The 18877-nt window shown below is 68.1% G+C and carries 17 protein-coding genes; 5 read left to right on the top strand and 12 right to left on the bottom strand.

From position 1 onward, the window contains the following. The first annotated feature begins 81 nt into the window (after nucleotides 1–81). Nucleotides 82–867 carry an inositol monophosphatase family protein gene (locus AC1HFW_RS15420; protein ID WP_006390380.1) on the top strand — a complete coding sequence of 262 codons (786 nt, stop codon included), beginning with the start codon at nucleotides 82–84 and terminating at the stop codon, nucleotides 865–867. A 401-nt stretch (nucleotides 868–1268) separates the two neighbouring features. Next, the gene (locus AC1HFW_RS15415; protein ID WP_479284220.1) at nucleotides 1269–2435 is read left to right on the top strand and encodes a PDDEXK nuclease domain-containing protein; all 1167 of its coding nucleotides are present in this window, start codon (nucleotides 1269–1271) and stop codon (nucleotides 2433–2435) included. Between the two features lie 49 nt (nucleotides 2436–2484). On the opposite strand, the gene AC1HFW_RS15410 is transcribed toward AC1HFW_RS15415, so the two are convergent. The 7 genes from AC1HFW_RS15410 to AC1HFW_RS15380 are packed head-to-tail and all read right to left on the bottom strand — an operon-like array spanning nucleotide 2485 to nucleotide 11203. Continuing rightward, nucleotides 2485–3495 (bottom strand): FAD:protein FMN transferase, encoded by a 1011-nt coding sequence (locus AC1HFW_RS15410; RefSeq protein WP_479286510.1) that lies wholly within the window; start codon nucleotides 3493–3495, stop codon nucleotides 2485–2487. A 37-nt stretch (nucleotides 3496–3532) separates the two neighbouring features. Continuing rightward, nucleotides 3533–4033 carry a nitrous oxide reductase accessory protein NosL gene (locus AC1HFW_RS15405; RefSeq protein ID WP_061073848.1) on the bottom strand — a complete coding sequence of 167 codons (501 nt, stop codon included), beginning with the start codon at nucleotides 4031–4033 and terminating at the stop codon, nucleotides 3533–3535. Continuing rightward, entirely contained in the window at nucleotides 4030–4860 is an 831-nt protein-coding gene (locus AC1HFW_RS15400) for an ABC transporter permease (protein WP_479284218.1), read from the bottom strand. Before AC1HFW_RS15400 ends, AC1HFW_RS15405 begins: the two co-directional genes overlap by 4 nt. Further along, nucleotides 4857–5762, bottom strand: a complete 906-nt coding sequence (locus AC1HFW_RS15395; protein ID WP_006390375.1) for an ABC transporter ATP-binding protein — start codon at nucleotides 5760–5762, stop codon at nucleotides 4857–4859. Before AC1HFW_RS15395 ends, AC1HFW_RS15400 begins: the two co-directional genes overlap by 4 nt. Beyond that, nucleotides 5759–7069, bottom strand: a complete 1311-nt coding sequence (locus AC1HFW_RS15390; protein WP_479284215.1) for a nitrous oxide reductase family maturation protein NosD — start codon at nucleotides 7067–7069, stop codon at nucleotides 5759–5761. Before AC1HFW_RS15390 ends, AC1HFW_RS15395 begins: the two co-directional genes overlap by 4 nt. 5 nt (nucleotides 7070–7074) lie before the next feature. Then, nucleotides 7075–8991, bottom strand: coding sequence for a TAT-dependent nitrous-oxide reductase (nosZ, locus tag AC1HFW_RS15385; protein ID WP_061073851.1), 1917 nt, complete (start codon nucleotides 8989–8991; stop codon nucleotides 7075–7077). A gap of 46 nt (nucleotides 8992–9037) precedes the next feature. After that, nucleotides 9038–11203, bottom strand: coding sequence for a 4Fe-4S binding protein (locus AC1HFW_RS15380; RefSeq protein ID WP_479284212.1), 2166 nt, complete (start codon nucleotides 11201–11203; stop codon nucleotides 9038–9040). A 455-nt stretch (nucleotides 11204–11658) separates the two neighbouring features. Between AC1HFW_RS15380 and azu the strand changes: the two genes are divergently transcribed. Beyond that, nucleotides 11659–12108, top strand: coding sequence for an azurin (gene azu, locus AC1HFW_RS15375; protein ID WP_006390371.1), 450 nt, complete (start codon nucleotides 11659–11661; stop codon nucleotides 12106–12108). A gap of 91 nt (nucleotides 12109–12199) precedes the next feature. On the opposite strand, the gene hisI is transcribed toward azu, so the two are convergent. The 3 genes from hisI to AC1HFW_RS15360 are packed head-to-tail and all read right to left on the bottom strand — an operon-like array spanning nucleotide 12200 to nucleotide 14707. Continuing rightward, nucleotides 12200–12691 (bottom strand): phosphoribosyl-AMP cyclohydrolase, encoded by a 492-nt coding sequence (gene hisI, locus AC1HFW_RS15370; protein ID WP_479284209.1) that lies wholly within the window; start codon nucleotides 12689–12691, stop codon nucleotides 12200–12202. Nucleotides 12692–12704: 13 nt separating this feature from the next. Next, a complete protein-coding gene (locus tag AC1HFW_RS15365; protein WP_479284207.1) occupies nucleotides 12705–14087 on the bottom strand; it encodes a dihydroorotase in 1383 nt (460 codons plus the stop codon). A gap of 59 nt (nucleotides 14088–14146) precedes the next feature. Beyond that, nucleotides 14147–14707 (bottom strand): gamma carbonic anhydrase family protein, encoded by a 561-nt coding sequence (locus tag AC1HFW_RS15360; protein ID WP_006390368.1) that lies wholly within the window; start codon nucleotides 14705–14707, stop codon nucleotides 14147–14149. 197 nt (nucleotides 14708–14904) lie between these two features. Between AC1HFW_RS15360 and AC1HFW_RS15355 the strand changes: the two genes are divergently transcribed. Both AC1HFW_RS15355 and AC1HFW_RS15350 read left to right on the top strand, forming a co-directional pair. After that, nucleotides 14905–16488 carry a TerC family protein gene (locus AC1HFW_RS15355; protein WP_006390367.1) on the top strand — a complete coding sequence of 528 codons (1584 nt, stop codon included), beginning with the start codon at nucleotides 14905–14907 and terminating at the stop codon, nucleotides 16486–16488. A gap of 32 nt (nucleotides 16489–16520) precedes the next feature. After that, nucleotides 16521–17384 (top strand): undecaprenyl-diphosphate phosphatase, encoded by an 864-nt coding sequence (locus AC1HFW_RS15350; protein ID WP_006390366.1) that lies wholly within the window; start codon nucleotides 16521–16523, stop codon nucleotides 17382–17384. A 90-nt stretch (nucleotides 17385–17474) separates the two neighbouring features. On the opposite strand, the gene AC1HFW_RS15345 is transcribed toward AC1HFW_RS15350, so the two are convergent. Continuing rightward, nucleotides 17475–18248, bottom strand: coding sequence for a UDP-2,3-diacylglucosamine diphosphatase (locus AC1HFW_RS15345; RefSeq protein WP_479284204.1), 774 nt, complete (start codon nucleotides 18246–18248; stop codon nucleotides 17475–17477). Next, nucleotides 18241–18750 carry a peptidylprolyl isomerase gene (locus AC1HFW_RS15340; protein WP_026382011.1) on the bottom strand — a complete coding sequence of 170 codons (510 nt, stop codon included), beginning with the start codon at nucleotides 18748–18750 and terminating at the stop codon, nucleotides 18241–18243. The genes AC1HFW_RS15345 and AC1HFW_RS15340 overlap by 8 nt, the downstream gene beginning before the upstream one ends. Between the last annotated feature and the right edge of the window lie 127 nt (nucleotides 18751–18877).

Here is an 18877-nt window from a genome sequence, read left to right as displayed (position 1 = left end):
GGGCCGTTTTCCCCCTGTCGGGGCGGCGGCGGACCCGGGAGGGCGGCTAGCGGCCTACCCACCGCATACGTACGGAATTTTATGCACCCGATGCTCAACATCGCCATCAAGGCGGCCCGGCGTGCCGGCACCATTATCAACCGTGCCAGCATGGATTTGGAACGACTCAGCGTGGCTCGCAAGGGGCCGCGCGATTATGTCACGGAAGTCGATCGCGCCGCCGAGGAGTCCATCGTCGAGACGCTGCGCGCCGCTTATCCGGATCACGCCGTCCTGGGCGAGGAATTCGGCTTGCAGGGCCCCGACCAGGCCGAGTTCCAGTGGATCATCGATCCGCTGGACGGCACCACCAACTTCATCCACGGCCTGCCCAACTACGCCGTGTCGATCGCGCTGACCCAGCGCGGCCAGGTCACGCAGGCGGTCATCTATGACCCGTCGCGCAACGAACTGTTCACCGCCAGCCGTGGCAGCGGCACGTTCCTGAACGACCGCCGCGTGCGCGTCTCGGGCCGCACCCGCTACCACGAGGCCCTGCTGGGCGCGCACTGGCCCAACTCGGGCGACCTGGAGCAGGGCTCGGCCCGCTTCCGCACCATGGCAGAAGGCAGCACCGGCGTGCGCCGCCTGGGCGCCACCGTGCTGGACCTGGCCTATGTCGCCTGCGGCCGCCTGGACGGCTTCTGCGGCGTCGGCCTGAAGCCCTGGGACCTGGCGGCGGGCAGCCTGATGGTGCTGGAAGCCGGCGGCCTGGTCGCCGACTTCGACGGCGAGCAAGGCTGGATGGACTCCGGCAACGTGCTGGCCGCCAGCCCGAAGATCTTCACGCAGATGCTGTCGGCGCTGAATCCGACGCCGGCTGCCTGAGCGCGCTTCGTCGTCTCCACAAAGAAACCGGCCTCGTGCCGGTTTTTTTTTTGCCGCCGGGCCGCCCCAAGGCAAAAACGCCCCCTCGGGGGGCAGCGACCCGCGTAGCGGCGGAGCGTGGGGGCCTTTTTGCCGCCGGGCCGCCCCAAGGCAAAAACGCCCCCTCGGGGGGGCAGCGACCCGCGTAGCGGCGGAGCGTGGGGGCTTTTTTTTGTTTTGGGTGATGCGGTTTCGTTGTGCCTTGCGAAAGGCCGGGGTGGACTGATTGCTCACGGTTCGGGCGGCCGCGGCTGGGCGCATGCGCTATGGTCATGCCAGGAGTGATGCGGTGTGCCCGGTACCGAACGAATGGTCTGCCGGTGAGGATGGCGCCTGCGTCTTCCTCACACGGAGGTGATCGCATGACAGGAAAAACGTCGATGCGGCATGGCCAGGCCGGCGCCTTGCCGGCCGGCTATGCCGGTATTCACGGCGATATCGTCGAACTGCTCGATAGCGCTCGCCGGATCGCGGTCCGACGGGTCAATGCACTGATGACGGCCAGTTATTGGGCGATCGGCCAACGGATCGTCGAAGCCGAGCAGAAAGGCAGGCGACGGGCCGGCTACGGGGAACAGTTGATTCAACGGCTGTCCATTGACCTGACCGCGCGGTTTGGGCGTGGATTCAGCGCCGACAACCTGGAGAACATGCGCGGATTCTTCCTCGCTTATCCTCCATCTTCAATTTCCGAGACAGTGTCTCGGAAATTGGAGGAAGGGGGGACGGCCACGATTTCCCAGACGCCGTCTCGGAAATCCGATCTCTCCCATCTGGCCCAGGCATTCACACTGCCATGGTCGGCGTACGTGCGGTTGTTATCGGTCAAGGACAGCCAGGCTCGCCGGTTCTACGAGGCGCATGCGCTGCGTGGCGGCTGGAGCGTGCGCCAGCTCGATCGGCAGATCGAAAGCCAGTTCTACGAGCGCACGGCATTGTCCAGGAACAAGGACATGGTGCTGGCCAAGGCAGCGCTCCCGATGCCCGGGGATGCTGTCACCCCGGATGATGCGATCAAGGACCCGTATGTGCTGGAGTTTCTCGATCTCAAGGACGAGTACTCGGAATCCGATCTGGAAGCCGCCCTGACGCAGCATCTGGAAGGTTTCCTGCTGGAACTTGGGGAAGGCTTCACCTTCGTGGGGCGGCAGCGTCGATTGCGCATCGACCAGACCTGGTATCGCGTGGATCTGCTGCTGTTTCATCGCAAACTGCGCAGCCTGGTCATCATCGATCTGAAACTCGGCAGCTTGTCCCACTCGGATGTGGGGCAGATGCACATGTACTGCAACTATGCGAAAGCGCACTGGGCGCTTGCGGACGAGAATCCGCCAGTGGGGCTGATCCTGTGCGCGGACAAGGGCCGTGCGCTGGCGCAGTATGCGTTGGAGGGACTGCCAACCCAGGTCATGGCCGCCAACTACCGCACCATGTTGCCGGAGGCTGCGTTGCTGCAGCGGGAGCTGGAGACCACGCGCAGGCGGTTCGAGGCGCGCAAATCGCGCGCTGTCCGAAAAGGACAGCCGTAACCGCCGGTTCAGTGTGTTCCCATTTGGCAGGACGTCCGTGCGCGTTGCGTCACCCTTCGCCGCCCTGCGACACCAATCCCCCCTCGAGCGGCACGAACCACGCCCGCAGCCCCAGGTCGCGCACGATCGGCGCGGTCGCCTGCGGCGGCATCTGCGAGAACGCGGTGGACAGCGCGTCGGCCATGGCGGCGTTGGGCGCCATCACCGACACGCTCTGGTAGCGCGGCTGGGCGCCGCCGGTGCGGGGATCGAACAGGTGCGTGTAGCGGCCCGCCGCGTCCAGGGCGGTGCCGTAGCCGCCGGAGGTGGCCAGCGCCTGGTTGCGCACGGGCACCGCGGCCAGGATCCGCTGCGGCGCGCGCGGGTCGGCCAGGCCGACCTGCCAGTCGCCGGGCGACGCGCGGCTGTCCAGCCCGCGTATCTCGCCCATGTCGACCAGCGCGCGTTCCAGTCCGCCCTGCCTGAGCAGGCGCGTGATGCAATCGGTGATGTAGCCCTGGGCGATGCCGTTGAGCGTGATGCCCATGCCGGGCCGTTGTAGTTCGATACGGCGGCTGTCCAGCGTCACGGCGCGATACGAGACGCGCGCCAGGGCCTGCGCCAGCTCGGCCTCGGACGGGCCTTGCGCGGCCGCGCCTGCCCGCGCGAAATGGCCGGCGTACAGCTGCCACAGCGGTTGCACCGTGGGGTCGAAGACGCCGTCCGTCAGGCGGCTGTAGCACAGGCTGTCGCCAAGCAGGCGCAGCAGGTCGGCGGGCGGATCGGCCAGGTAGCCCTGCCGGTTCAGCCGCGCCAGCGCGCTGTCGTCGCGGTACAGGCTGAAGATGCCCTCCAGGCGATGCAGTTCCCCCAGCGCCTGGGCGATCAGTTGGCGCGCGGCGCGCGGGTCGGGATGGTAGAGCCGCAGCTCGGCGTCCGCGCCCAACGCGACGCCCTGCCAGGTGGTGGGCGTGATCGCCGCGGACGCGCGGCGCAACGACAGGGGGGCGAGCGCCAGCGCGGACGTGGCGGCGGCAATGCCGATGAAACGGCGGCGGCGGGGATTCATGGCGATGGACATGGCGGAATGGGACGGCGTGGGGCGGCCGGCGGCCGCGCTACTGGGCGAAGACATAGGCTTCCGGAACATCGGCATAGGCCACGACGCGGCCGCCGTGCTTCTGGGCGAAGGCCTCGGCGGGCGCGCGCAGCGAGAACGGCATGGCGTCTTCGGCGCCCATGCCGCCGACGAAGCGGCCCTCGATGACGTAGAACGCCTGGCGCGCGTCGATCCAGGCGGCCGGATCGGGCGCGCCGTCCGGCCCGGCGGTGGCCATGTCGTTCACGTAGATCGCGGTGATGGCCTTGGGCTCCTCGGGCAGCAGGGTGTAGGCGAACACCTGCTTGATCGACGAGAACCAGACCGGCGCCGGCCGCCCCTTGATGAAGAGCTGCCCCTTCGGGCCGGCGTGGTCGGCCAGGGCCATGCCGCAGTAGTGGCCGACCGATTGCGACGTGACCGGCTGGGGCGGCGGCGGGGCGGCGGGCGCGGCGCCGTCGCCGCAGGCGGCCACGGCCAGCAGCGCGGCCAGGCAAAGGGAAAGCAGCAGGGGTCTCATAGCGGCAGGTTCCTGAAAGACGCGATCGCCAGCAGGAAGGGCGCGGCGATCCACAGCAGCAGCGCCGCCACCAGCGCGGGCACGGGCAGGCTGGCCTGGTCGCTCACGCCCGCCATGCCGGCGTACAGCGAAATGTTCTCGAAGCCCGTCAGGTTCAACAGGCGGTAGACGTCGGAGGGGTTGAGCAGCAGCAGCACGTTGAGCAGGCCCGGGCCGACATGACGGCCCTGGTCGGCGGCCAGCAGGCCCAGCAGCGCCATGTCGTAGATCACCACGAAGAACAGCCACACGCCGACGGCGATGCCGGCCGCCGTGGCGCGTTCCCGCACCCGCGTGCTGATCAGGTAGCCCATGGCCAGGAAACTCGCGCCCAGCAGCACGCTGGCGCCGATCAGCAGCGCGAACGGCTGCCAGGCGGCCGGGTCCAGGCCGCCATAGGCCCATTGCAGCGCCAGGCCGGCCGAGCCGTAGCCGGCGCCGGTGGCCAGCGCCAGGATCGCCAGGTGGCCGATGAACTTGCCCACCAGCACCTGCCAGCGCGCCACGGGGTAGCTCAGCAGCAGGGCCATGGTGCCGCGGTCGACTTCGCCGACCACCGCGTCGTAGGCCAGCAGCATGGCGATGAGCGGCACCAGGAAGATCGACAGGCTCGACAGGCTGACTACGGTGACGGCCAGCGGGTCGGCCTTGACGGTGCCGGTCGGCGAGCTGCCCAGCAGGCCCAGCGCCAGCGCCAGCGCGCCCAGCAGCAGGGCGGTGGCGAGTACCCAGCGATTGCGCAGGCCGTCGCGGATTTCCTTGCCGATGATGGTGCAGACGGCGTTCATATGTCTTCCCGTTCAAGCAGGTGGGCGTAGATGTCGTCCAGGCTGGGGGCCTGGATGTCGAGGTCGGCGATGGGCGCGGCGATGGCGCCGATGCCGCGGATGGCATCGACCTTGTCGCGTTCCAGGCAGGCCAGTTCGTAGCGGCAGGCGTCCAGGCGGCGCCATGGCCGCGCCAGCACCGTGCCGCTCTGCGGCGCGGCCAGCGTCAGCCGGATGCGGATCGGCAGCCCGGTGGACTGGCGCAGCGCCGACATGGCGCCGTCGGCGATCTTCCTGCCGGCCTTCATGACGATGATGCGGTCGGCGTGGCCGGCCAGTTCCGACAGCGCGTGGGTGCTGAGCAGGACGGTGGCGCCGGCGGCGCGCAGCTCATGGACGATGTCGTAGAACATCAGGCGCGAGGCCGGGTCCAGTCCGGTGGTGGGTTCGTCGAACAGCAGCACGCGTGGCTGGCCCAGCAGGGCCTGGGCCAGCGCCAGGCGTTGCCGCATGCCCTTGGAATAGCCGCCCACGCGGCGGTGGGCGGCGCCGGCGATGCCGACCTTCTCCAGCAGCGCGGGGTTGCCGGACAGCGGCCGGCGCTTGAGCCGGGCGTAGAACGCCAGCGTCTCCACGCCGGTCAGCGAGGGATGCAGCGCGACGGTTTCCGGCAGGTAGCCGATGCGGTCGCGCAAACGCGCGGCGGCGCGGCTGTGGGCGTCCTCGCCGAACAGCGTGACGCGTCCGTGGGTGGGGCGGATCAGCCCCAGCACCAGCTTGATCAGCGTGCTCTTGCCGGCGCCGTTGTGGCCGGCCAGCGCCACGCACTCGCCTTGGCGCAGTTGCAGGTCGAGGCCGTCGATGGCGCGCTGCGCGCCATAGTGCTTGCTGACGCCGGCCAGCGTCACCAGGTCGGTATTCATGGAGTCTCCTTGGCGCGGGCGGCGGGGCGCGGCGGCGGCTGCATCAGCGGCGCGCTGTCGATGACGCCGCCCGGCAGGATGGCGGGGAATTGGGATTGGGCCCAGCGCACGATCGAGATCGACGGGCTGTTGAGCAGGATGCGCGCGGCCGGCGCGCGCCACAGCAGCTGGTCGACCACGTCGTTGGGCCGGTAGGCGGTGTCGGCGATGCCGTCGCCGTTCAGGTCGAAGGCGGTGTTGTCGCTCCAGTAGTTGCCGCGGCCATTCACCGCCCAGTCGAGCGTGCGGGTGCCGACGTACTTCACCTGGTTCTTGTTGTTCAGGAAGGTGTTGCCCGAGATCTGGTTGCCGTCCGACCCGGCGGTGTAGTGCACGCCGATCTCGCAGTTGGCGAAGTGGTTGTCGAGGAACGCGTTGTTGTTGGCGTTGTAGATGAACACGCACTTGCCGGCGCCATCGACCGTGTTGCCGGTGATGCGCGACTGGTTGGCGTAGTTCAGCATCAGGCCTTGTTCGCGGCTGTTGCGCGCCACGTTGTCGCGCACCACCAGCCGGTGCGAATACATGATGGCGTAGGCGATGTCGTTGCCGCTCGAGACGTTGCCGCTGATCTCGCTGTCATTGGTGTACATGTAGTGGACCGCGTAGCGCAGGTCGTGGAAGTAGTTGCCGCTGAAGGTGTTCTGCTTGCTGGTGTTGACGAAGATGCCGTCGCGGCCGGCGGAAATGTCGTTGTCCAGCACCCGCGTGCCGGGCGTGTTCCACAGCGTGACGCCGTTGCCGCGCTCGGCCACGCGCAGCTCGCGGTTGCCGACGATGCGGTTGCCGGTCACCAGCGCGTCATTGGGGCCCCACACGTGCACGCCCACCAGGTTGTCGAGGATGTCGTTGTGTTCGACCCGGGCGCGGTGCGCGCCGCGGTCCAGGAACACGCCGGCGTCCATGTCCGACAGGCTCAGTCCGGAGCGCGTGACGGTCAGGTCGCGCAGCGTCACGTCCTCGGCCTTGACCCACAGCGTGCGGCCCTGGCGCGTGCCGGCGATGACGGCGGCGCGGTCGGGCGGCCCTTGCAGGGTCAGGGGCTTGTCGATGACGATGCCGCCGGCATAGCTGCCGGGCGCCAGCGCCAGCACGTCGCCGGGCTGGGCCGCGGCCACCGCCGCGGCCAGGTCCGCGCCCGCGGCGACGGCCACGGTGGCCGCCGCGCCGGGGGGCGCCCAGCCGAGCGTGCCTCCCAGCGCGGCCAGCGTGGCCAGCGCGGCGGCGGTCCTCCGGCCGCCCCGGGTCAGGTTCACGATGAACGTCATGCGCGCTACGCCGTCTTCTTGGGCAGGACCACCAGCTGGCCGGACATCTCCATGTGCAGCGCGTGGCAGAACCACTGGCAGTAGTACCAATGCACGCCCGGCCGGTCGGCGGTGAAGGTGACCGAGGCCGTGGCCTGCGGCCCGATTTCCATGGCGATGCCGTGGCCCTCGAGCGTGAAGCCGTGCGTCAGGTCCTCGATCACCTCCATGTTGGTGACCACCACGGTGACCTCGTCGCCCTGGTTGACCTCGATCCGCTTGAGGCTGAACATCGGCGCCACCGCCATCATGTAGACGCGCACCTTGTTGCCGTCGCGCACGACCTTGGCGGCATCCTCCAGCGTGACGCCGTCCTTCTTGGCCATCTGGCGCGCCTCTTCCCACATGGGGTCGTCGCGCTTCCAGATGCTGACGGGATGGACCTTGGAGCGGTGCACCAGGCACATGTCGTGCGGCTCGGCGAAGCTGGGGCCGTCGTGCACCAGCTTCATGGTGTCGCCGGAGATGTCGATCAGCTGGTCGTTCTCGGGCTTGAGCGGGCCGACGTTAAGGAAGCGGTCCTTCGAGAATTTGTTCAGCGACACCAGCCACTTGCCGTCGGCCTCGCGCGTCTCGCCCATGGTGGAGTGGTTGTGGCCGGGCTGGTAGTGCACGTCCAGCTTCTGGATGATCGGGTCGACCTTCTCGCCCTTGTAGGCGCGCTTGGCCAGGTCGATGTTCCACTTGACCATCTGGCTGTCGATGAACAGCGTGGTGTAGGCATTGCCGCGGCCGTCGAAGGCGGTGTGCAGCGGGCCCAGGCCCAGTTGCGGTTCGGCCACCACGCAATCGCGCGGCTTGATCTTGTCGTCGAACAGGTCATCCAGCGTGCGAACGTCCAGCACGGTCACCGTGGGCGACAGCTTGCCGTTGAGCACCAGGTGGATGCCGTCGGGCGCGGCGTTGCAGCCGTGCGGCGAGTTCGGCACCGGGATGTAGCGGGTGTACTTGGACCCGTGGCGGCCGTCGATCACCGGCACGCCGCCCATCATCTTGAAGTCGCCCTTCTTGACGGCTTCCTCGATGCGCTTGATGTTGAACACCACCACCCAATCCTGCTCGTTGGCCGAGGCTTCCTCCACCGTCAGGCCCTTCTCGGAGTTGTAGCAGGTCGAGAAGGAATATTTGCCCTGATAGTCGGCGTCGCCGTTGTCCAGGTTGCCGTCCACCAGCACCTGCCAGGCGACCTTCATGGTGTCGCCGTCCAGCGCGGTGTAGATGGCGAAGAAGTTCTTCTTGGGATCGTCGGTCACCTTGCCGTCGTTGGGCAGCGGGATGATGTGTTCGCCGTTGGCGAAGACGTAGCCGGTGCGCGGATAGCGCTGCGGCCGCAGGCCGTGCACGCCCGAGACGTTGGGCAGCTCGGTGATCTTGTCGGTCTTCATCACGTCCAGGCGGATGCGGGCGACGCGGTTGTTGGCCTTGTCGTTGATGAAGAGGTAGCGGCCGTCGTAGGTGCGGTCGGTGAACGACAGGTGCGGGTGGTGGGCGTCGCCATTCAGGAACACGCCGCCCTTGTCCTTGAGGTATTCGCGGGTTTCGGGCGTCAGGCCTTCGGTGAGGATCTTGCGGCTTTCGTTGGTGCGGCCCCAGCCGGTGGCGCTGCAGTGGTTGAAGACCGGGATGCGGACCAGTTCGCGCATCGACGGCAGGCCCAGCACGCGCACTTCGCCCGACTGGCCGCTGGAGTTGAAGGCATAGTATTCGTCCAGCTCGCCCGGCGCGACGTGGCCGCTCTGGCCGGCGGCGCCGGCCTTGGCGTCCTTGCCGTGGGCGGTGGACAGCTGCGCGCCGCCCACCAGGCCGGCGGCGCCGGTGATGGCGGCGGTTCCCAGGAAGCTGCGGCGGCTCAGGCCGGTTTTGTCGGGGTTCTTGTCGGACATGAATAACTCCTTGATAGGAACGGCGTCTCGCGCCGCGGAACGGAAATCAGGATTCGGAGGGCGCGGGCGGGTTCGGGTTGGGCGCGCGGTGCAGCACCACTTCCTGCACCGCCGGCTCGCTGTCTTCGGCGCGGCGCCGCTCGCGCTTGCCGTGCTTCTGGATCAGGTGCGGGCACTTCTGCTTGTGGTGGTAGAGCATCTGGCAATGCAGGCACTGGATGCACTCGTTCGGGTTGATCTCGCCGGTCGGCTCGATGGCTTGAACCGGGCATTCCTTGGTGCAGCGTTGACAGGGGTTGCCGCAGTCGCGGTAGCGGCGCAGCCAGTCGAAGATGCGCAGCCGCGCCGGAATCGCCAGCGCCGCGCCCAGCGGACAGAGGTAGCGGCAGAAGAAGCGTTCGATGAACAGGCCCGCCGCCAGCAGCGCCACCGCGAACAGCACGAACGGCCAGTCGCGCACGAAGCGCAGGATGATGGCGGTCTTGAACGGCTCGACCTCGGCCAGCCGCTCGGCCAGCGCCAGGTCGTACAGCGAGAAACCGAACAGCACCAGGAAGATCACGTACTTCAGCGTCGACAGGCGCTGGTTGACGCCATGGCGCACCGTGACCTGGCGCAGGCCCAGGCGCTTGGCGAAGCGGTTGGCCAGTTCCTGCAGCGCGCCGAACGGGCACAGCCAGCCGCAGAAGGCGCCGCGGTTCCAGAACACCATCGAGATGGCGGTGGCGCACCACAGGATGAACACCAGCGGGTCCATCAGGAAGTAATCCCAGCGGAAGTCGGTGCGTAGCGCCGAGAAGAACGTCAGCACGTTGACGATGGACAGCTGCGCCTGGCCGTACCAGCCGATCCAGAACAGCGCGAAGGCCAGGAACGCCAGGCGCAGCCGGTCATGCAACAGCGGCCGGCTGGTCAGCTGGTCCTGGAAGAAGAAGATGCCCACCAGCACGATCAGCGCCACCGTCAGGATCGCCACCTGCGCGGCCTTGCCGCGCCAGATCTGCTGCCACAGCGCGGGCGGGGCGGCGTCCTCGGCCGCCGTCTCGGGGGCCGGCGCCGAGGCGGCCGGCGCGGCGCCGGGCGCGACGCGGGTGTAGCGGTCGGGCAGGGCGTACGGCAGGTCGAACGTGACGAAGGCCTTGTCCGACACGCTCAGCACGCGTTGCACCATCAATTGCAGTCGCCACGGCTTGACCGGGTCGAACGCGGCGTCCTCCGGCACCACGAACAGCGCCACTTCGCGCAGGGCCGGCGCGCCTTGCGCGGCAACGTCGGCCAGGCGCTGGTGATTGCGGTCGCGGAAGCGGAAGCTGCCTTCGTCCTGGATGATCTCGATGCGGTCGAAGATGCCGCCGCGCACGTAGCCTGAGCCCTTGAACGAATAGGCGCCGTTGCCCGCCACCAGGATGGCCTGCTGGCCGGGCTTCAGGCGCTCCTTCAGGCGCTGCCATTCCGCGTCTCCAAGCAGGCTGCGGCCGATGGACGGCACGCTCGCCAGCGCCACGTACAGGTCGATGAAGACGTCGTCGTCGGCCGTTTCCTGGCCGCGTTCGGCCGCGTCCTGGCGGCCCGATTCGCGGAACACGCGGTTGACGTCCTCGGGCGCCAGCCGCAGGTTGCGCACCGCGCCGGCGTCGAGCAGGGCCTGCCAGGATTCGACCGCGTCGCGTGAACCGTCGATCTGCCGTGCAGGCGCAGCCGCGGCGGCGGGCGCGGCGCTGGCGGCGCCAGCGCCCTCCACGCCATAGGCGCGCGCCACCGCGATGGCCGAGCGCGTGATGCTGTCGCCGATCACCATGAGGGTGACGGTGGCGCCGCTGATGATGTCCACCGGCGGCGGCGCGCCGTGGCGCGGCGGGCTGTCGATGAAGTTCAGGCCGACGTAGCCCTGGATGAAGTGATCGACCTTGGCTTGCGGAATGCCGATCAGCACGATGGGCTCGTGGTGCTCCACCAGCCGGGCGCCGACGATGCGGCCGTTGTCCGCTAGCCCCACCAGCACGTCGATGGGCTTGCTGGAATAGCCGCGGGTGTTGACCACGTCGGAGGTCAGGTAGAGGCGTCCCACGGCGCGCTCGCCGGCATAGACGCGCGCGGTCATGGGCTTGCCCTCGGGCGGGCCGATGCGGTCGGCGCCGGGGAAGAGGTCGGCGACGGCGACGGTCTTCAGGAAGTCGGGCAGCCGTTGCGCCTGGACGGCGGTGGCGGCCAATGCACAGCACAACAGCAAGAGGCAGAGGAAGACCCGGACGGCAAGCGAGGATCCGCGCTGGACTCCCCGATGCGGCTCGTGCCGTGCGCCGCGATGCGCCCCGCCATTTGTCGCACCGCTTGTCGCGCCATTTTCCCCGCTACGTGCCTTGCCACCTGCCCCGCCACGTGCCCCGTAATGTGCCGCCAGACTGCCGCGCATGCTTCGACTCTTTGTTGGTGTTGGTTTGCAGCCATCCTACGAATCGATGCACGGGCCCACGTTGCGGATTGTCAAAATCGTCGGCGTAATCAGTAATAGCCCTATTGACCGTAGGGATGTGCGCAGGTAAGCGCGCTTCACTTGATGCGCATCAAGCGGCTTGCCGGGGGGCCCTCCTAGACTGGTGCGCGGTGGCGTTGCGGGCGGAGTCCGGCAGCGCGCAGATACACCGTTCAGTCATCGGAGAAGATTCAATGCTTGCCAAAACCACCCTGGCCATCCTGCTGTCGGCCGCCAGCCTGCCCGCGCTTGCCGCGCAATGCGAAGCCACCGTCGAAAGCAACGACGCCATGCAGTACAACGTCAAGGAAATCGTCGTCGACAAGAGCTGCAAGCAGTTCACCGTGCACCTGAAGCACGTCGGCAAGATGGCCAAGGTCGCCATGGGCCACAACCTGGTGCTGACCAAGGACGCCGACAAGCAGGGCGTCGCCACCGACGGCATGGGCGCCGGCCTGGCGCAGGACTACGTCAAGGCGGGCGACACCCGCGTCATCGCCCACACCAAGGTCATCGGCGGCGGCGAATCCGATTCGGTCACGTTCGACGTGTCCAAGATCGCCGCGGGCGAGAACTACGCCTACTTCTGCTCGTTCCCCGGGCACTGGGCCATGATGAAGGGCACGCTCAAGCTGGGCGGTTGAGTCCGTCCGGGCACGAGCGCGAAGCGAACCGGCGGCCAACGCCGGTTTTTTTTGGCGTCAGCAAGGCGCTCGCTTGTGCCACGGAGAAGGATCAGAGTTGCGTGGGGTTGGGGGCATCGCCGTACACCTCGACCGGATCGAACACCTTCTCGCTCTCGGTGAACGCCAGCGGCCCGGCCGCGTCCTGTCCGTGGGGCACGGCGCGGTAGAAGCAGGAGCGATAGCCGACGTGACAGCTCGCGCCGCCGTCGATGTCCACCCGCAGCCAGATCGCGTCCTGGTCGTCGTCCACGCGGATCTCGCGAACCTGCTGAATCAATCCGCTGGTGGCGCCCTTGTGCCAGAGCGCTTGCCGCGAGCGGCTCCAGTAATGCGCCTGGCCGGTCCGGATGGTCTGCTCCAGGGCTTCGCGATTCATGTAGCCCAGCATCAGCACCTCGCCGCTGCCGGCATCGGTGGTGACGCAGGCGATCAGGCCGTGTTCGTCGAACTTCGGCGCCAGCGCCCGGCCTTCTTCCACCTGTTCGATGGACAGGCGCGGCGCGAACAGGGCGTTGCGGGGTGGGGGCGTTTCTTGGCGCATGGGACACACTCTTTCAGGAATCGAGGGATGGCGAGGCCGGCGTGGCTTCCAGGAACCGCAACGGCTGTCCCGGCGGGACGGTATCGACCAGGGCCTCGTCGCGCACGACGGCATGGCCGCGCACGACGGTGTGAATGGGCCAGCCCGTGACGCGCAGGCCGTCATACGGCGTCCAGCCGCTGACGCTGGCGATCCAGTCGTTGCGGATGGCGCGGCATGCCTGGAGGTCGACGATGCTGAAATCGGCGTCATACCCCAGCGCGATGCGGCCCTTGCCTTCGAGGCCGAACAGGCGCGCCGGGCCGGCGCTGGTCAGGTCCGCCAGGCGCGGCAGGCTCAGGCGGCCGGCATGCACGTGGTCGAGCATCAGCGGCAGCAGGGTCTGCACGCCGGTCATGCCGCTGGGGGATTGCGGATAGCGCCTGGCCTTCTCCTCCAAGGTGTGCGGCGCGTGGTCGCTGCCGATGACATCGACCACGCCGTCGCGAATGCCTTGCCACAGCGCATCCTGGTGGCGCGGCTCGCGGACCGGCGGATTCATCTGCGCAAGGCTGCCCAGTCGTTCGTAGCAGTCGGGCGCGTGCAGCGTCAGGTGATGCGGCGTGACTTCGACGCTGACGCGTCGCTTGTGCTCGGCCAGGAAGGCGATTTCCTCGGCGCTGGAGACGTGCAGTACGTGCAGCCGCCGGTGGGCTTCAGCCGCCAGCCGCACGATGCGCCGCGTCGCGATCAGCGCGCTTTCGACGTCGCGCCAGTGGGGATGCAGGCGGACGTCGCCGCTGGGCAGCACGATCGATTTGCGCTCGCGCAGCCGGGCCTCGTCCTCGGCGTGCACCGCCATGCGGCGGCGGCCATGGCGCAGGATGCGGCGCAGCACCTCGGTGTCATCGGCCAGCAGATCGCCGAACGAACTGCCCATGAAGACCTTGACGCCGGCGCAGCCGGGCAGGTTTTCCAGCTCGGCCAGCCGTTCGGCATTGACGGCGGAGCCGCCGATGTAGAACGCATGGTCGCACCAGGCGCGACCGCGCGCCGCGTCGAGCTTGGCCTGCAAGTCGGCGGCCGTGAGCGTCAACGGGCTGGTGTTCGGCATCTCGAAAATGCCGGTCACGCCGCCCAGCACCGCGCCGCGGGTGCCGGCTTCGAGGGTTTCCTTGTGGGTCAGGCCAGGCTCGCGGAAATGCACCTGGCTGTCGATGACGCCGGGCAGCACATGCAGGCCGGCGGCGTCCAGCGTGGTGTCCGCGCGCCAGTCGTCCAGACTGCCCAACGCCACCACGCGGCCGTCTCGCGCCGCGATGTCGACGGGCGTCATCGTGCCGCCGGGCAGCAGCACGGTGCCGCCGCGCACCAGCAGGTCGGCCTGCCGCCGGGAGGATTGCTCGGCGTCGATCATGCGGGGGTTTCCTGGCGTGGCGTGACGGGGAGGGTGTTGGCGAGTGGCTGGGCAGTCATTCAGAACTCGTTCTGGATGTTCTTGTAACCATGCACCAGCGCGTTGTTGGTGCGCGCCACGTCTTCGGAAAACTCGCTGGCCGCGGCGGGCACCTGGGGCAGCGACGCAAGATCGGTGTCCGGGCCGATGCGCTCGGTCGATCGCACGTAGAAGCCCGGCGGCAGGTGGACGCCGTCGACCACCGCGTTGTAGCGCACCACGCAGCCGTCCTCGACCGTACAGTTGAACAACACGCTGTTGAAGCCGATGAACACGCCATCGCCCACCGTGCAGGGGCCATGCACGATGGCGCGGTGGGCGATCGACGTGCGCTGGCCGATGCGCACCCGCGCGCCCGACTTGGAATGGATCACCACGCCGTCCTGGATGTTCGAGTGCGCGCCGATCACGATCGGGTCGATGCGGCCCTGCGCGTCCATCTCGTCGGCGCGGATGACGGCATAGGGACCGATGAAGACGTTTTCCTCGACGATGACCAGGCCGCAGAGAATGGCGGTGGGGTCGACGAAGGCGCTGGGGTGGATCTGCGGCAGGTCGCCGCGCGGGTTCTTGCGGATCATGGGAGGTCTTGACGATGATGAGGGCGTCGTTAGATAGAACGTTATAATATAACAATATCGATCGCAAGCGCCCGCGCAAAAAGCGCCGGAGAGGGGGATGCAGGCCTCGCCCATCCGTCATCCGCACGACCCGTGTCACCGGCGTGTCACGCATTTTCCGGGTACGATTACCGGTCGTGTAACTTCTGGAGCTCCTGATGGAGTGGCTGCTGGACCCCGCTGCGTGGGTCGGCTTGCTTACCCTGGTCGTCCTTGAGATCGTCCTGGGAATCGATAACCTGATTTTCATCGCCATCCTGGCGGACAAGCTGCCGCCGTCGCAACGCGACCGCGCGCGCATCCTTGGCCTGAGCCTGGCGCTCGTCATGCGGCTTGGCCTGTTGTCGGTCATGTCGTGGCTGGTCACCCTGACCACCCCCCTGTTTTCGGTCGGACCGCTGTCGCCCTCGGGGCGCGACCTGATCCTCATGGCCGGCGGTTTCTTCCTGCTGTTCAAGGGCACCATGGAACTGCACGAGCGCCTGGAAGGCGGCCAGCACGGCGGCTCCTCCGGGCCGCGCGTGTACGCCAGCTTCTGGGTCATCGTGACGCAGATCGTGGTGCTGGACGCGGTGTTCTCGCTGGACTCGGTCATCACCGCGGTCGGCATGGTGGACCACTTGGCCATCATGATGATCGCCGTGGTCATCGCCATCGGCATCATGCTGCTGGCCTCCAAGCCGCTGACGCGCTTCGTCAACGCCCACCCGACGGTGGTGGTGCTGTGCCTGGGCTTCCTGCTCATGATCGGCTTCTCGCTGCTGGCGGAGGCCTTCGGCTTCAAGGTGCCCAAGGGCTACCTGTACGCCGCCATCGGCTTCTCGGTGGCGATCGAGGCCCTGAACCAGGTGGCGCGCCGCAACCTGCTCAAGCTGGACGCGCGCCGTCCCATGCGCGAACGCACCGCCTCGGCGGTGCTGCGCATGCTGGGCAAGCGCCCGCCGGCCGACGAGCCCGACCTGCCCAGCGCCGACGGCCCCGCCATCCCGGCCTTCGGCGTGGAAGAGCGCAACATGGTCAGCGGCGTGCTGACGCTGGCCGAACGCTCGATCCGCTCGATCATGACGCCGCGCACCGACGTGTCGTGGATCAACATCGACGACGACCCCGACACCATCCGGCGCCAGATCACCGAGGCGCCGCACAGCTTCTTCCCGGTCTGCCGCGGCTCGCTCGACGAGGTGCTGGGCATCGCCCGCGCCAAGGACCTGGTGGCCGACCTCATCACCGAGGGCCGGGTGCGCCGCAACCGCCTGCGCGACCCGATCATCGTGCACGAGGCCATCGGCATCCTGCGCCTGATGGACACCCTCAAGCGCTCGCGCGGCCAGCTGGTGCTGGTGGCCGACGAGTTCGGCGCCATCGAGGGCCTGGTGACGCCGATCGACGTGTTCGAGGCCATCGCCGGCGAATTCCCCGACGAGGACGAGCTGCCCGACATCGTCGCCGACGGCCCCAACATCTGGAAGATCGACGGCGCGGCCGACCTGCACCACGTCGAGCAGGTGCTGGAAACCGAAGGCCTGGTCGACGACGCGCAGGACTTCTCCACCCTGGCGGGCTACCTGCTGTCGCGCTTTGGCCACCTGCCCAAGCCGGGCGACGTCTGCGAATACGAGATCCACCACGACCATTTCCGCTTCGAAGTGCTGGAAATGGACGGCCGCCGCATTGCCCTGGTGCGCGTCGAGAAGCGCGCGCCGGAGCCGCTCGACGAAGACGCGTCGCTGACCCATGACTAGCCTCCGGGATTGCCCCAAGGAACTCCGCCATCGTGACTGACACCACGCTTTATCTCATCAAGGCCTTCATCCTCGGCATCGTCGAGGGGCTGACGGAATTCATCCCCGTGTCCAGCACCGGCCACCTGATCCTGATCGGCGACTGGATCAACTTCGAGTCCAGCCAGGGCAAGGTGTTCGAGGTGGTGATCCAGCTGGGGTCGATCCTGGCGGTGATGTGGATCTTCCGCGCGCGGCTGCTGCAGCTGATCCGCGGCACCCTGACCGGCGTGGCGAGCGAGGTGGCCTTCACCCGCAACCTGCTGATCGCCTTCCTGCCGGCGGCGGTCATCGGCGCCATCTTCATCAAGTCCATCAAGCAGGTGTTCTACCATCCCGGCGTGGTGGTGGTGACGCTGGTGCTGGGCGGCCTGATCATGCTGTACGTGGAGCGCCGCACCCGTCACACCCCCGGCGACGCGCCTGGCGCGGCCGACGACACCGCCTCGGACGAGCGCGCCACCGCCCGCACGCTGGAACAGATCACCTGGAAGCAGGCGCTGGGCGTGGGCGTGGCGCAGTGCCTGGCCATGATCCCCGGCACCTCGCGCTCGGGCGCCACCATCATCGGCGGCATGATCGCCGGCATCCAGCGCAAGACGGCCACCGAGTTCTCGTTCTTCCTGGCCATGCCGACCATGCTGGGCGCGGCCGTGTACGACATGTACAAGAACATGGACCTGCTGACCCAGCACGACCTGTCCGGCATCGCCGTGGGCTTCGTGGCGGCCTTCCTGAGCGCCATCGTGGTGGTGCGCGCGGTGCTGCGTTTCGTCGCCAACCACACCTACCGCGTGTTCGCCTGGTACCGCATCGTGTTCGGCGCGGTCGTGGCGGCCTGGATCTTCACCCGCTGAAGGCCCGGGCCCCGTTGCCGGGGCGGGCAAAAAGAAAGGGCCGCGCATGACGCGGCCCTTTGCTTGGGGCGGACAGGACGGGCGGGCCGCCTAGTCGGCCGTTTCCAGGTCGTAGAACTCCAGCCCGTCGCGGTCGATGACCAGCCAGCCGCCGCGCGGCGGCGACACGTGGTCACAGTCCCAGTCCGGCAGCACCCAGCGTTCGCGCTTGGCGCCGTCGACCTCCAGCACGTGGCGGGCGGGGCGGTGCGTGTGGCCGTGCACCATCAGCTTGACGCCATGGTCGCGGAAGGCCTGCTCGACGGCGCCGGCGTTGACGTCCATGATCTCCATGGACTTGGCCTGGTTGGCCATCTGGCTTTCGCCGCGGGCCTGCTGCGCCATGGCCAGGCGCTCGGGAATGGTCTTGGCCAGGAATTCGGCCTGCCATTGCGGGTTGCGCACCATCTGGCGGAACTGCTGGTAGGCCGCGTCGTCGGTACAGAACTCGTCGCCGTGGGTCAGCAGGATGTCGCCATGGTCGGTCTGCAGCAGCGCCGGCTCCGGCAGCAGCTTGGCGCCGACCGCGGCGGCCAGCTCCTCGCCGATCAGGAAGTCGCGGTTGCCGCGGCCCAGCCACACCGGAATGCGGCTGGCCGTGGCGCGCAGCGCCGTCAGCGCCGTGGCGAGCCACGGCGGCGCGGCGCGAATCACGTCGTCGCCGATCCAGGCGTCGAAGATGTCGCCCGGCAGCAGCAGGGCGGCGGCTTCTTCCTCGGCCGCCTGCAGGAAGGCCTGGAAGGCCTCCGAGGTGGCCGGCGTGGCCGGCCCCAGGTGCAGGTCGGAGGCCAGCCAGATCGGACCGGACAGGACGATCTTATTCAAGAACTTCGGCCTTCTCGATGATCACGTCTTCGTTCGGCACGTTCTGGTGGAAGCCCTTGTTGCCGGTCTTCACGCCCTTGATCTTGTCGACGACGTCGGTGCCTTCGGTGACGCTGCCGAACACGGCGTAGCCCCAGCCGTTCGGCGTGGGCGCGGTGAAGTTCAGGAAGTCGTTGTTCGAGACGTTGATGAAGAACTGCGCGGTGGCCGAGTGCGGGTCGCTGGTGCGGGCCATCGCCAGGGTGTACTTGTCGTTCTTCAGGCCGTTGTTGGCCTCGTTCTCGATCGGGGCATGGGTCTGCTTCTGCTTCATGCCGGGCTCGAAGCCGCCGCCCTGGATCATGAAGCCGTCGATCACGCGATGGAACACCGTGCCGTTGTAGAAGCCTTCCTTGACGTAGGTCAGGAAGTTCTCGACGGTCTTGGGCGCCTTGGCGGCGTCCAGGGTGATGACCATGTCGCCTTGGTTGGTGTGAAGCTTGACGCGGGGATTGGTGCTCATGGCTTTGGTGCCTTCAGAGGTGGAGTTGGAGGGGGCGGCCGCGGGCGCGGCGCTGACGAGCGCCGGGGCAAACGCCAGCGCGAACGAGCACGCCGTCAGGCGCAGCAGGTGGAGAGGGGAGTAGCGG

The sequence above is a fragment of the Achromobacter sp. ISS7 genome (genome assembly GCF_056523125.1).
This window is presented reverse-complemented; position numbering and strand designations above follow the sequence as displayed.